General features: G+C 56.1%; 12 protein-coding genes and 1 pseudogene. 7 read left to right on the top strand and 6 right to left on the bottom strand.

Annotated elements, in window-relative coordinates:
- The first annotated feature begins 54 nt into the window (after window positions 1-54).
- Complete coding sequence (ydeE, locus tag AC2CGP_RS01195; RefSeq protein WP_015705311.1) at window positions 55-1,239, top strand: efflux MFS transporter YdeE; 1,185 nt, start codon at window positions 55-57, stop codon at window positions 1,237-1,239.
- 115 nt (window positions 1,240-1,354) lie between these two features.
- A complete protein-coding gene (locus AC2CGP_RS01190) occupies window positions 1,355-1,825 on the top strand; it encodes a helix-turn-helix domain-containing protein (RefSeq protein ID WP_032707969.1) in 471 nt (156 codons plus the stop codon).
- A 29-nt stretch (window positions 1,826-1,854) separates the two neighbouring features.
- On the opposite strand, the gene AC2CGP_RS01185 is transcribed toward AC2CGP_RS01190, so the two are convergent.
- Together AC2CGP_RS01185 and AC2CGP_RS01180 are read right to left on the bottom strand one after the other, a co-directional pair.
- Complete coding sequence (locus AC2CGP_RS01185; protein WP_042897583.1) at window positions 1,855-2,958, bottom strand: cobalamin-independent methionine synthase II family protein; 1,104 nt, start codon at window positions 2,956-2,958, stop codon at window positions 1,855-1,857.
- A 142-nt stretch (window positions 2,959-3,100) separates the two neighbouring features.
- On the bottom strand, window positions 3,101-3,514 hold the full coding sequence (locus AC2CGP_RS01180; protein ID WP_045387751.1) for a rhodanese-like domain-containing protein: 414 nt from the start codon (window positions 3,512-3,514) through the stop codon (window positions 3,101-3,103).
- A gap of 68 nt (window positions 3,515-3,582) precedes the next feature.
- Here AC2CGP_RS01180 and ftrA point away from each other — a divergent pair, with 68 nt between their 5' ends.
- From ftrA to mgtS, 3 genes are all read left to right on the top strand, one after another.
- The gene (ftrA, locus tag AC2CGP_RS01175) at window positions 3,583-4,584 is read left to right on the top strand and encodes a transcriptional regulator FtrA (protein ID WP_015705308.1); all 1,002 of its coding nucleotides are present in this window, start codon (window positions 3,583-3,585) and stop codon (window positions 4,582-4,584) included.
- Between the two features lie 64 nt (window positions 4,585-4,648).
- Window positions 4,649-4,864, top strand: coding sequence for a DUF4177 domain-containing protein (locus tag AC2CGP_RS01170; RefSeq protein ID WP_015366741.1), 216 nt, complete (start codon window positions 4,649-4,651; stop codon window positions 4,862-4,864).
- Between the two features lie 139 nt (window positions 4,865-5,003).
- On the top strand, window positions 5,004-5,099 hold the full coding sequence (mgtS, locus tag AC2CGP_RS01165; RefSeq protein ID WP_004102377.1) for a protein MgtS: 96 nt from the start codon (window positions 5,004-5,006) through the stop codon (window positions 5,097-5,099).
- A 75-nt stretch (window positions 5,100-5,174) separates the two neighbouring features.
- Here the strand turns inward: mgtS and AC2CGP_RS01160 are convergent, their stop codons facing one another.
- Entirely contained in the window at window positions 5,175-6,065 is an 891-nt protein-coding gene (locus AC2CGP_RS01160; RefSeq protein WP_100279819.1) for a LysR substrate-binding domain-containing protein, read from the bottom strand.
- A gap of 177 nt (window positions 6,066-6,242) precedes the next feature.
- On the opposite strand from AC2CGP_RS01160, the gene AC2CGP_RS01155 reads away from it, so the two are divergent.
- Window positions 6,243-6,851, top strand: coding sequence for a glutathione S-transferase family protein (locus AC2CGP_RS01155; protein ID WP_032712621.1), 609 nt, complete (start codon window positions 6,243-6,245; stop codon window positions 6,849-6,851).
- Between the two features lie 6 nt (window positions 6,852-6,857).
- Here AC2CGP_RS01155 and AC2CGP_RS01150 read toward each other — a convergent pair whose 3' ends face one another.
- The 3 genes and pseudogenes from AC2CGP_RS01150 to AC2CGP_RS01140 all read right to left on the bottom strand — a co-directional run bounded on the left by AC2CGP_RS01150 (window position 6,858) and on the right by AC2CGP_RS01140 (window position 9,548).
- Window positions 6,858-7,814, bottom strand: coding sequence for a sensor domain-containing diguanylate cyclase (locus tag AC2CGP_RS01150; protein WP_213759253.1), 957 nt, complete (start codon window positions 7,812-7,814; stop codon window positions 6,858-6,860).
- A 40-nt stretch (window positions 7,815-7,854) separates the two neighbouring features.
- Entirely contained in the window at window positions 7,855-8,103 is a 249-nt protein-coding gene (locus AC2CGP_RS01145) for a hypothetical protein (protein WP_015366743.1), read from the bottom strand.
- Between the two features lie 381 nt (window positions 8,104-8,484).
- Window positions 8,485-9,548: pseudogene (locus tag AC2CGP_RS01140) on the bottom strand (LacI family DNA-binding transcriptional regulator).
- A gap of 208 nt (window positions 9,549-9,756) precedes the next feature.
- Here AC2CGP_RS01140 and AC2CGP_RS01135 point away from each other — a divergent pair.
- A complete protein-coding gene (locus AC2CGP_RS01135) occupies window positions 9,757-12,864 on the top strand; it encodes a beta-galactosidase (protein ID WP_484502229.1) in 3,108 nt (1,035 codons plus the stop codon).
- Window positions 12,865-12,872 lie beyond the last annotated feature (8 nt).

Below are 12,872 nucleotides of genomic sequence, written 5' to 3'. Positions count from 1 at the left end.
GCTATTTGTGATCGGGCACAACAAAAATAAAACACTTCATCGGGCAAGGAAAAAATGACAACCACCATCAGGCGCTCAACGGTAGCGCTGTTGGCGTCGTCGTTGCTGTTAACCATCGGCCGCGGCGCAACGCTTCCTTTTATGACGATTTATCTCACCCGTCGGTTCCAGCTGGAAGTCGATGTCATTGGCTATGCGCTCTCCGTCGCGCTGGTCGTCGGCGTTATCTTCAGCATGGGCTTCGGTATTCTTGCCGATAAGTTCGACAAAAAACGCTATATGCTGATCGCCATCGTAGCGTTTATCGTGGGCTTTATCGCCATCCCCGCGGTCAATAGCGTGGCGCTGGTGGTGTTCTTTTTCTCATTGATCAACTGCGCCTATTCGGTTTTCTCCACGGTACTGAAAGCCTGGTTTGCCGACGTGCTGACGCCGGAGAAAAAAGCGCGCATCTTTTCGCTCAACTATACCTTCCTCAATATCGGCTGGACCGTTGGGCCGCCAATCGGCACCCTGCTGGTAATGCAGAGTATTAACCTGCCTTTCTGGCTGGCTGCGCTGTGCGCCGCCTTCCCGCTGGTGTTTATTCAGCTCTTCGTCGAGCGCACCTCTGCCGCCAGTGCGGAAGGCATCACGCCGCAGTGGACGCCGTCGGTGCTTTTGCGCGACCGCGCCTTGCTGTGGTTTACCTTTTCCGGCTTGCTGGCGTCATTTGTCGGCGGCTCTTTCGCCTCCTGCATTTCGCAGTATGTGCTGGCCGCAGGCACCAGCGACTTCGCGGAAAAAGTGGTCGCGGTAGTGCTGCCGGTCAACGCCGCGGTGGTCGTCGCGTTGCAATATGCCGTCGGGCGACGGCTTTCGGCGCGAAACATCCGCCCGCTAATGACCTTCGGCACCCTGTGCTATGTGTTGGGTCTCGGCGGGTTTATCCTCTCCGGTAATAATCTGCTGATGTGGGGCATTTCCGCCGCCATCTTTACCCTTGGCGAAATTATTTATGCGCCGGGCGAATATATGCTGATCGATCAGATTGCCCCACCCGGTATGAAAGCCAGCTACTTTTCCGCCCAGTCGTTAGGCTGGTTAGGCGCGGCGTTCAATCCGATGCTAACCGGGATAATCCTCACCCATCTGCCGCACTGGTCGCTATTCTTCATTTTAATGCTGGCGATAGTCGCCGCCTGGCTGATGATTTTCCGCGGCATGAACGTGCGTCCGTGGCAAACCGTACAGGCGTAAACCGCGCGTCATGCGGCTGTCGGGTTGCTGTCGTCTGTCTGTCGGGTGCCTGTCGTGGCGCCCGGCAGGCTAAAAAACCACACTGGTCTCAGGTTCCCATCCGGAGATTAACATCATGAACAGCAGTACCCGAGTCAAACAATTACGTCTGCAGCGCGCCTGGTCCCAGGAACAGCTTGCCGAACTGGCTGGCGTCAGCGTTCGCACTATCCAGAGGATCGAAAACGGCGATCGCCCGGGGTTAGAAACCCTGAGCGCTCTGGCGGCAGTGTTTGAGATAAATGTGGCCGAACTCAGCGACGATGCGCCTGTCGGTCACGAAGCGTCGCTCGATTTACGGATCGAAGAAGCGAAAAGCCGTCTGCATCAGGAGAGCCGTTTTTTCCGCTCGCTAAGCGTGGCGGTAACGGTTTGCGTTTTGTTGCTGGTGATTAATTATTTCACCCAACCGGATGTCTACTGGTCAGTATGGGTGGCGATCGTCTGGGGTGCATTATTGCTACTACGGGGATTACGTCTGTTTGTCTTTGCCGGGTGGATCCGCCACTGGCGACAGGCACGCCTACAGCGCCTGCTGCGCAAATAGAAAAAGCCCGCTTAATGCGGGCTATCTCCTTACCAGACCTGGGCGGCGATCCCTGTGACCAGCCGCACTTTATCCCACTGCTGGGCTTCGCTTAACGAATTGCCCTCTTCGGTGGAGGCAAAGCCGCACTGCGGGCTCAGGCAAATCTGCTCCAGCGGCACATACTGCGCCGCCTCCTGCAGGCGCGCCTTCACGCCTTCCGGGTTTTCCAGTTCGCCATTCTTGGTGGTAATCAGCCCCAGTACCACCTGCTGATGGCCTGGTCGGATAAAGCGCAGCGGGGCAAAATCACCGGAACGGTCATTATCATATTCGAGGAAGAACGCGTCGATGTTGACGCCGCCGAAGAGAATTTCCGCCACGGGCTCGTAGCCGCCTTCTGAAATCCAGGTCGAACGGAAGTTACCGCGACAGACGTGCAGACCAACGGTCAGATCCTGCGGTTTCCCTTCCAGCGCTTTATTCAGCACCCGGGCATAGGTACGCGCCAGTTCGTCCGGATCGTCACCGCGCTCGCGTACCTGCTGGCGTTGTTCGTCTGAACATAAATAGGCCCAGACGGTGTCATCGAGTTGCAGATAACGGCAGCCAGCGTCATAGAAAGCGCGGATCGCGTCACGCCAGGTGGTTGCTAAATCGTCAAAGTATTCGGCCAGGTCCGGGTATACCGTGCTATCGATATCTTTACGCCCGCCGCGGAAGTGCAGCACGCTGGGGCTGGGGATGGTCATTTTCGGCTGCGCATTGCCGCTGACGCTTTTCAAAAAGCGGAAATCTTCCAGCATTGGATGGTTGCCGAAGCCCAGTTTACCGGTCACGCGCACGCCGTGCGCTTTGGTCTGTACGCCGTTGAACTGAATACCTTTCTCTGAATCGTAACGTTCCACGCCTTCCAGACCGTCGAAGAAGTCGAAGTGCCACCACGCGCGCCGGAACTCACCGTCGGTCACCACGTGCAGGCCGCAATCGCACTGCTGCTGAACCAGTTGGCGGATGGCTTCATTCTCAATTTCACGCAGATGGCCGGCATCAATATTGCCTTCCGCCAGCTGCAGGCGCGCCTGCTTAATAGCGTCAGGACGTAAAAAACTGCCGACAATATCTGCGCGGAACGGGGCCTGGTGACGTTGCATGTTCTCTCCTTAACGGCAGGCAGGTAGTTGCCCGCCGTGATAATTCATTATTTGAATTTTTAGACTTCTGGATGTCTATATGTCCAGATACTGTCATGCGGAGAGAGCATCGGCAAACGAGAAAAATTCATGGCTGTTGAATTTATTTCATGTTGCTGGCTTCGCTGAGGCTAAATGCGAACCCCTCATCCGCCCAACCAGTCAGGCCGCCGAGCATCATTTTTACCGGTCTGCCAAGCTGTGCCAGCTTTAAGGCGGCAATATCCGCGCCGTTGCAGTGCGGCCCGGCGCAATAGACAACAAACAGCGTTTCCGCGGGCCACTGCGCCATTCGCGCGGCATTGATCTCGCGATGCGGCAGATGCAGCGCGCCAGGCAGGTGGCGACGGGCAAACACATCATGACTGCCAATCACGTGCAGTAGCACAAAGTCCTGTTCGCCGTGCTGCATGGCGTGATGGACATCCGCGCAGTCGGTTTCGAAACTCAATTTATGGGCAAACCAGGCAGCGGCATCGACCGGGGCGGCTGGTGTAAATTGGCTTACAACACTCATGGCGTATTCTCCTTGTCTGTGGTAACACTACTTTAACCACCACCGTACCCGGACCACCGCCCCCATTGATGACAGAAAACGCTGAAATCCTGACAACCCGCAATGTGACACTGTCACCACCAAAAGTCGTCGTTCTGGCCTATGACGGCCTGTGTACATTTGAATTCGGCGTGGCGGTGGAGATTTTTGGCCTCCCGCGCCCGGAAATGGGGGAAAGCTGGTATCGGTTCGCGGTCGCCGCCGTCGATGATGGCGAGCTTCGCGCCACCGGCGGTATCCGTATCGTCAGCGATGGCGGGCTGGCGCTGCTTGATGAAGCGGACACCATCGTGGTGCCCGGCTGGCGTGGCATAGAAAGCGATGTTCCTCAAGCGTTGTGCCAGGCGCTGGCGGCTGCGTACGCGCGCGGCTGCAGAATCGTTTCTATCTGTTCCGGGGTGTTTGTGCTCGCCGCCGCCGGATTGCTCAATGGGCGGCAGGCCACCACCCATTGGCGTTATACTGCCCGGCTGCAGCAGCGTTTTCCGTTGATTGAGGTGGTGGAAGACGTGCTGTACGTTGGCGATGCGCGGCTGATGACCTCCGCCGGCAGCGCCGCGGGCATCGATCTCTGTCTGCATCTGGTGCGCGAAGATTTCGGCCATGAAGCGGCGAATATCGTCGCACGGCGGCTGGTGGTGTCGCCGCACCGCGACGGTGGGCAGGCGCAGCAGGTGATTCGCCCGGTGGCTACAGCGCGTGAAAGCCAGCGCCTCGGCCAGCTGTTTGATTACCTGCATCAGCATCTCGCTGAGAGCCATACCCTCGCCTCGCTGGCGCAACGGATGGATATGAGCCCGCGCACTTTCTTGCGCCGTTTTCAACAGGCGACCGGCAAATCACCGGCCCGCTGGCTGCTCGATGAGCGGTTGCTTCGCGCCCGCCAGCAGCTCACCGACAGCCGCCTCAGCATCGACAGAATCGCCGAAATCTGCGGTTTCGCTAATGCCAGTACGCTACGTCATCACTTTCGCCAGCATTTCGCCGTGAGCCCGCTGCAATATCGAAAAAAGTTTTCCCCCCGTCAGTGATAATATTAAGATGGCCAGCGACAATTATTCGCGTCGTTGATTTACACCTGCAAGGATTAAGCTGATGAAAAAAGAGTGTCGCGTCGTTATCTATAAAGAGGGGCTGCTGGGCAGTATGTTTTTTGGCGAAGCGAAAGCCGATCCCGATAAAATGAGCCGGTTCCTCACTGAGTACACGCAGCAGGGCTGGGAAGTCAAAACCATGGCGGTCGAACGCCGCCGCAGCGCACTGTTCTGGTCGCGCGAAGCGTATTTATTTGTGCTTGAACGCGCCATCTGATGCGTTAATTTATTTCATATACCCTAACGCCATTCTGGTTAATCGTTTGTTTAGATTGACCAGGATATTATCTATTCAACAACCGTAAACCCTGTTCAATGAGGACAACATTAGCGCATAAATATGATGGAGGTAGACCATGCTGGGAAACATGCATGTTTTTATGGCCGTACTGGGAACAATCCTGTTCTTTGGTTTTCTGGCCGCGTATCTAAGCCACAAATGGGATGACTGATGAACGACGATAATCCCCACCCGCAAGCGCCCCCTGCTGCTGTTGCACCAGGGGGCGTTCTGTTTTTAAAGACCATTATTGCCGTTGTTGCTGCCAGATAGTGATTTCGTCAAAAAGCCAGCCGATAAACAGCGCTGCCTCCTCCTTTTCTTCCGCCAACGGAGAGACCGCCAACCAGTAGTGCCAGGGATAAGGCGCAGTAATTGCCGTTATCTGCACCAACTCTCCTCTATCCAGCGCCCCCTGAACCAGAGATCTACGCTCCAGAGCGATACCTTCGCCCAGCCGTACCGCATCAAGAACCAGATTTGAATCATTAACCCGTAGTCCGCCAGGCTCGATCTCTTTCTCCAGCCCAGCGTTCAGGCACCAGCTTTTCCATGATTCCATCGAAAAAATAATGTTGCTCGCAGCCACCTCCTCCGGCGTCGCTGGCAGCTTGCCGCCGTTATAATTTGGCGCGGCGACTACCATTAATTCATCCGCAAAGAGAAAATGACTTTTAACCCCTTCCCATTCACCACGCCCCATACGGATAGCAATATCAATCCCTTCCTGTTCCAGATCGCTCACCGACAAGCTGACCTGAAGCCGCAATAAGATATGAGGATATTTCTCGCGGAATCTCATTAGCCGCGGCAATAGCCAGTGACAGCCAAATGAAGGTAGTGTTGACAACGTAAGTTCCAACGTCCGAGGTTTAATCTGTACCAGCTTTGTCGCCTCTGCGATGTGCTGCAGAGCCTCGCGAATTTGCAGCGCGTACAGCCGCCCTTCTTCATTGATTTGTACGCCACGCCCCTGGCGGATAAAGAGTTTTACCCCAACGAGCTCCTCGAGGATTTTGATTTGTTGGCTAATCGCCGAATGTGTCACATTCAGTTCCTTCGCCGCTAGCGTCACGCTGCCAAGACGGGCGACGGCCTCGAAACTGCGTAAACTTGCAATGGGTGGATAATTCGACATCTGTTGTTCTCTGCACCTTGCCGGCTAATGTCAGAAATACTTACGCTCTGTATAAGAAAACCATGATATTCGTCGCTATCGGTTTACGCTAATCTGCGGTGGTCTGCTTATCGGCAGCGCCTGAACACATGATTTCCCGATAATAGAATGATGTTAATCTGGAATAAAAAAATGACGATGAAACTTATTGGTATGATGGATTCGCCTTACGTTAGGCGTGTTGCAATCTCGCTGGAACTATACGGCATACAATTTGTGAGCGTTCCTTTATCAGTATTCAGCACCTTTGATGCGTTTTCACAAATTAACCCGGTTGTTAAAGCGCCAACGGCGGTACTGGATAACGGTTTGTTATTAATGGACTCGACACTGATTCTACAATATTTCGAAATGCAGGCCGAACCCAGGCGTAAACTGTTAGCGAAAAATCCGCATCGGTTAGCGGAGGATCTGCAACTGTTGGGGTTTATTCTCGCTGCCAGCGAAAAGGCGGTACAAAATATTTATGAACATCGTCTCCGTCCGGCGGAAAAACAGCATCAGCCATGGATTGAGCGTGTAACACAGCAACTGCTGGCAGCTTGTCATGAATGGGATGCAAGATTGGCCGGCCGCACTACCGCCCAACAGCTGGATCAGGTCATGATAACCAGTACTGTCGTCTGGTCATTTATTCAGGCCATGATCCCAACGACGATCCCGCCCCACGATTTTAAACATATACATGGTTTAGCCGAAGCATGTGAGGCTTTAGCCGTTTTTAAAAAATATCCTCTGGCGGAATAATCGCGTTTATAAGGTTTTCCTACGCTTGCGCGAATACATCACTTCATCGCTTTGTTTTAGCATATCCCCGAGCGTCGGATAACGGCTGACATCGCTCTGTAGCTCGCCGTAAGAGTAATTAATGTTATAGGGTTTTCCTGACGTCTGGTTGTAATGATCGACACTCTCACGCAGCTTTTGCAAGAATGTGTCGGCACGCCCGTTGCGGGTAATGATGGCGGCGAACTCATCGCCGCCTAAACGGCCGACAACCTCGCCTGGCAGCAGATGTTGCGCCAGAAACGCCGCGAAGGTTTTTAGCACCTCGTCACCTTCCGCATGCCCCCACAGATCGTTAATGGGTTTGAATTTATCGAGATCAAAAAAGACCAGGCTAAACGGCGTTGCATTGCTGGTAAGCGTACGGAAACGTTTATCGCCGATGCGGTAAAAGCCGCGCCGGTTAGCGATGCCGGTCAGACTGTCGGTCATCGCCATGCCAATCACCTGGAACTCATCCTCGACGATATACGCCAGATCCTTGAGGACGGCGATCTCTTCATCGTTAAACTCGCGCGGCGTGGTATGAATCAGGCATAGCGTACCGGCCACGGCGCCATCGGGCAGATGGACAGGATAGCCCGCGTAGAAGCGGATATAGGGTTCGCCCGTCACCAGCGGGTTATCATAAAAACGATCGTCATTGACCGCATCGTTAACGATGAAGGCGCCGTCCTGCAAGATGGCGTGGGCGCAAAAAGAGATATCGCGCCGGGTCTGGCGAATCCCCAGCCCCTGACAGGCGAGCAGCCACTGCCGTTCCCGGTCGAGCAGGCTGATAAGTACCACCGGCACCTGATAAATTTTTTTAGCCAGCCGAGTGAGGCGTTCGAAACGCTCATCATCACGGGTATCGAGCAGGTCCGCCAGATATAGCGATTTCAGTCTTTCTTCTTCATTTTCCGGTACGCCAGGGAATTTCATAAAGCCTCATTGCACTAAAGCGAAAAATCAGGTGGCTGGATTAATGCGCAGCCGATGAAAAGCGCGTCAGCGCCCCATACCAGTCATAGCTGCCCTGGGTGCCAATTTCGCGTTCCCCCTCTTCCAGCTTCAGCAGAAAACGTCGTTTGTTAAGCTGATCGAGGTTGTGGAAGTAAGTTGCCAGCCGTCGGGCTAAATCTTCATACATGGCAAAAGCCACCGCGGTCCCTTGCGTCGCATCGGCATACTTCGCAAATTCGTTCTTAATCGCCTGAAAATCATCGTTCATTGAAAGCACCACCTCCTGTCACAATGTCATCAGTATGGTTAGCCCTGGCCGTTTTTTCCATCCCGATAGCTATCAGCATTTTATGCTGCCTTAAAAAATACAGCCCTGGGAATGTCCGAGACCCTCGCTATGAAAAACAACGTATTTACGCTGCCATCAGCGCAAATTATCAACAACCAGCAGAGGATAATAAAATCGACAAGCGACGAGACCGGGGGAATGGGCAAAAAAAAACCGCCATGTGACTGGCGGTGAATAAATGCTTGCATGGATAGATCGTAGATTGTATTTAGCGTTTTCGTAGAAAAGCGTCGTGAGTTCCTACGTCTGACTCGCAGGCTAGCACGCCCTTGTTCAATAAATCTTAAACCGCAGACGTACTCATAGCTTCTCTACCAGCGCTTTGAGTTCAGCGATCAGCGGCGCGGTATTGTCCTGCGCCGCGAGCGGCCACGTCGACTGGCGTACCACCAGCCGCGCCGGCAGCAGTTCGCGCAGGCGACCGGTCGGCGCCGCCATCTGCTGCATCAGTAATTCCACCGCCCGGCGGCCTAACAGATCAAAATCCTGGGCGACGGTGGTAAGCGGTGGCTGAAAGTAAAGGCTATCGGCCGTATCGTCATAGCCGGTCACCGAAATCGCCTGGCTGCCGCGCCGATTAAGCTGCGCCAGCGCGCTTAACACCCCGAGCGCCATCTGATCGTTGGCGACCACGATCGCGCTTAATTTCGGGTTTTTATGCAGCAACTCAAAGGTTTTTTGCCAGCCGCTGGCGGCGCTCCAGTCGCCGAACACCGTAATCGATTGACTGACCCCCAGCCGGTGCAGCGTCTCGCGCCAGCTGCCAAGGCGCATCCGCGCCGATACCGAGCTTTCCGGCCCGGCCAACAGGCCAAACTCGCGATGCCCTAATTCCCAAAGATGGCGCACGCAGGCGCCGCAGCCATCACGATGATCAAAACGCACGCAGGAGACATCCGTCTCCGGCGAGACATCGAGAAACAGGCAGGCGATATCCGTATTTTCCGCCGCCAGCCGTTCGGCGACGCTGCTCTCCAGCGGCAGGCTGATAATGGCGCCTCGAATATGCTGGGCGCGAAATTCATCCAGCCGCGCCTGCAGTGCCGGGTAATCACTTTGCGCCGGCATGGCGATGGCGACCTCCAGCCCCTGCTCACCGGCATACCGTTTAACCGCCGCGGCAATTTGCGACGGCGCGTGTAAGGTCAACGACGCCGTGATAAACCTATCGACGCTGCCGCTTTGCCCGCCAATAGCTGTGCTGACCGGTTAGGTACATAGTGCAGCGTCTGCATCGCGCGCAGCACCTTTTCACGGGTGCGCTGCGCCACTATCTGTGGGTTATTCACCACCCGCGAAACCGTCTGCTGTGAAACGCCCGCCTCGCGGGCGACATCTTCTAAAGTGGCTGAACGGCGCTGCATCGCATACTCCTGTCAGTGAAAATGGCTTAATGTCTTACGCTAACATTTTATGTCTTCCTTACGACAGAAATCTGCTATTTGCGCCGCGATTCGTGATCGTGAATGGGTTTCATTTTCGCCAACGTTGCGGGCCTGCAAAAAATACCCGATAACCCGATGAGATTGTTTAGCGAATAACATTTATCACCATTATCCGTCAGGAATGCGTATGCAACGATATGATTCAGGCGCCGCTCGCGGCCCCGCTTTTCACGAAGTCCTGGCCCGCGAGGACTGGCAGAACCAGACTATCACCCACCTCAACCGCCTGCCCGCACATCCCACTTTTGCCAGCTGGCGCGATACCGATGCGGCGCGCGACAACCGCCATTCTGACCGCCGTCGTCAACTGGACGGCGAATGGCAATTTTCCTATGCCCGCAGTCCGTTTCAGGTTGATGCCAGCTGGCTGCAGCATGACCTGCCCGACAGTCGCCCGACGCCGGTGCCCTCAAACTGGCAAATGGAGGGTTATGACGCGCCGATATACAGCAACGTCCGCTATCCGATTGATACCGTGCCGCCGCGGGTGCCCGAAGACAATCCTACCGGCTGCTATTCGCTGCAGTTGACCGTCGATGAGGCGTGGCGGGCCGAAGGGCAAACGCAAATTATCTTTGACGGCGTCAACTCCGCCTTTCATCTGTGGTGCAACGGCGAATGGGTTGGCTACTCCCAGGATAGCCGCCTGCCCGCCGCCTTTGATTTAAGCCCGTATCTGCAGCAAGGCGCCAACCGCTTGTGCGTGATGGTGATGCGCTGGAGCGCGGGCAGTTGGCTTGAAGATCAGGATATGTGGCGCATGAGCGGTATCTTCCGTTCAGTCTGGTTGTTGCATAAACCGCAGGCCCGCCTCAGCGATGTGCAATTAACCCCGCAGCTCGATGCGCGCTATCGCGATGCGCAATTGCAGGTCAAACTTAGCGTCGAGGCCGCGTCTGAAGCGCTGGCGGCGCTGGAAGTGGAGGTTGCGCTGTGGGATGGCAAAACGCGCCTTGCCAGCCAGCGCCAGCCGCTGGGTACGCCGATTATTGATGAACGCGGCAGCTACGGCGAGCGGGCAATCATCAATCTCGACGTCGAACGCCCGCGGCTGTGGAGCGCCGAGCAGCCTCATTGCTACCGCGCGGTGGTATCGCTATGGCGCGGCGAGACGTTGCTTGAAGCGGAAGGCTGGGATATTGGTTTTCGCCAGGTAGAAATCCGCGACGGGCTACTGTTGCTCAACGGCAAGCCGCTATTGATCCGCGGCGTCAACCGCCACGAACATCATCATCAGCGCGGCCAGGTGGTCAACGAAGAGGATATGGTGCAGGACATTCTGCTGATGAAGCAGAACAATTTCAATGCCGTGCGCTGTTCGCACTACCCCAACGCGCCGCGCTGGTACGAGCTATGCAACCGCTACGGCCTGTACGTGGTGGACGAAGCCAATATCGAAACTCACGGCATGGTGCCGATGAATCGGCTGTCTGACGATCCGGCCTGGCTTGCCGCTTACAGCGCGCGCGTCACCCGTATGGTCCAGAGCAACCGCAACCATCCCTCGATCATTATCTGGTCGCTGGGTAATGAGTCCGGCTGCGGCGACAACCATCAGGCCATGTACCAATGGTTGAAGCACAACGATCCTTCGCGTCCGGTACAGTATGAAGGCGGCGGCGCCGACAGCAGCGCCACCGATATTATCTGCCCGATGTACGCCCGCGTCGAGCGCGACCAGCCCTTCCCGGCGGTGCCCAAATGGTCGATCAAAAAGTGGATCGGTATGCCTGGCGAACAACGCCCGCTAATCCTCTGCGAATATGCCCACGCGATGGGCAATAGCCTTGGCAATTTCGCCGATTACTGGCAAGCCTTCCGTGACTATCCTCGCCTGCAGGGCGGTTTTATCTGGGATTGGGCCGACCAGGCAATCGAAAAAACATTCCCGGATGGTAGCGTCGGCTGGGCCTATGGCGGCGATTTCGGCGATAAGCCTAACGACCGGCAGTTCTGCATGAATGGCCTGGTATTCCCCGACCGGCGCGCTCATCCTTCGCTTATCGAGGCCAAACATGCGCAACAGTATTTCCAGTTCGCCTTGCTGGAACAAAATCCACTGTGCATTGCTATCACCAGCGAATACCTGTTCCGCGCCACCGACAACGAAACGCTGCGCTGGCAGGTTCAGTGCGCCGGAGAAACGATAGCCAGCGGCGACTTAGCGCTGGTGCTGCCGCCGCAAGGGCGGGCAGAATTGATTCTTAGCGACAGCCTGGCCCTGCCGCGCGGCGCCCGCGATGTCTGGCTGCTGCTCGAGGTGATCCAGCCGCAGGCGACGTCATGGTCTGAGCCCGGTCACCGCGTCGCCTGGCAGCAGCTAGCGCTTACCGCGCCGCTGGCGCTTGCTGAGACCTCCGCCGAAGGCCCGGCGCCGGTCCTGACCATCAAACCCGCGATCTACGAGGTTAGCGTCGGATCCCAGCGCTGGGTTATCGATCGCCAGAGCGGGCGTTTAAGCGAATGGTATTGCGCGGGAGAACAGCAGCTGCTGACCCCGCTGGAGGATCAGTTTGTCCGTGCGCCGCTGGACAATGATATCGGCGTCAGCGAAGTCGAACGTATCGATCCGAACGCCTGGGTCGAACGCTGGAAGAGCGCCGGTCTATATTCGTTGACGACCCGCTGCGTAAAATGCGAGGCGCAACAGCTGGCACGGGAGGTGATCGTTGATAGCCACTGGCACTATCTGCGCGGCGAGGAGACGGTCATTGCCAGCCACTGGCGCATGACCTTCACCGCCGACGGCAAGCTCCAGCTCACCATTGATGGCGAACGTGCCGCCACGTTACCGCCGCTGGCGCGCGTCGGGCTGCGCTTCCAGGTCGCCGATCAACACACTGAGGTCAGTTGGCTGGGATTAGGGCCGCACGAAAACTATCCGGATCGCAAAAGTAGCGCCTGTTTTTCACGCTGGCAACAGCCGCTGCGCGAGATGAGCACGCCCTATATCTTCCCCAGCGAAAACGGTCTGCGCTGCGATTGCAAAGCGCTGGACTGGGGATGCTGGCACGTCGCAGGCCAGTTCCACTTTTCGGTGCAGCCGTACAGCACGGAACAGCTGATGACGACCGATCACTGGCATCGCATGACGCCGGGAAAAGGCGTCTGGATCACCCTCGACGGCCAGCATATGGGCGTTGGCGGCGATGATTCCTGGACACCAAGCGTTCTGCCACAGTGGCTGCTGCTCGAGACACACTGGCACTATCAGGTTACGCTTCATTGTCAATAATAACGGGG

The organism is Klebsiella sp. SYXHC3, from assembly GCF_057196925.1.
This window is presented reverse-complemented; position numbering and strand designations above follow the sequence as displayed.

What these genes read in the sequence shown, in the direction of transcription:
- AC2CGP_RS01150 (WP_213759253.1), bottom strand. Translation starts at nt 7,814, where the DNA reads ATGAAATTCCCTGGCGTACCGGAAAATGAAGAAGAAAGACTGAAATCG.
- AC2CGP_RS01160 (WP_100279819.1), bottom strand. Translation starts at nt 6,065, where the DNA reads ATGTCGAATTATCCACCCATTGCAAGTTTACGCAGTTTCGAGGCCGTC.
- AC2CGP_RS01145 (WP_015366743.1), bottom strand. Translation starts at nt 8,103, where the DNA reads ATGAACGATGATTTTCAGGCGATTAAGAACGAATTTGCGAAGTATGCC.
- ftrA (WP_015705308.1), top strand. Translation starts at nt 3,583, where the DNA reads ATGACAGAAAACGCTGAAATCCTGACAACCCGCAATGTGACACTGTCA.
- AC2CGP_RS01190 (WP_032707969.1), top strand. Translation starts at nt 1,355, where the DNA reads ATGAACAGCAGTACCCGAGTCAAACAATTACGTCTGCAGCGCGCCTGG.
- AC2CGP_RS01155 (WP_032712621.1), top strand. Translation starts at nt 6,243, where the DNA reads ATGAAACTTATTGGTATGATGGATTCGCCTTACGTTAGGCGTGTTGCA.
- AC2CGP_RS01170 (WP_015366741.1), top strand. Translation starts at nt 4,649, where the DNA reads ATGAAAAAAGAGTGTCGCGTCGTTATCTATAAAGAGGGGCTGCTGGGC.
- AC2CGP_RS01180 (WP_045387751.1), bottom strand. Translation starts at nt 3,514, where the DNA reads ATGAGTGTTGTAAGCCAATTTACACCAGCCGCCCCGGTCGATGCCGCT.
- AC2CGP_RS01185 (WP_042897583.1), bottom strand. Translation starts at nt 2,958, where the DNA reads ATGCAACGTCACCAGGCCCCGTTCCGCGCAGATATTGTCGGCAGTTTT.
- AC2CGP_RS01135 (WP_484502229.1), top strand. Translation starts at nt 9,757, where the DNA reads ATGCAACGATATGATTCAGGCGCCGCTCGCGGCCCCGCTTTTCACGAA.
- mgtS (WP_004102377.1), top strand. Translation starts at nt 5,004, where the DNA reads ATGCTGGGAAACATGCATGTTTTTATGGCCGTACTGGGAACAATCCTG.
- ydeE (WP_015705311.1), top strand. Translation starts at nt 55, where the DNA reads ATGACAACCACCATCAGGCGCTCAACGGTAGCGCTGTTGGCGTCGTCG.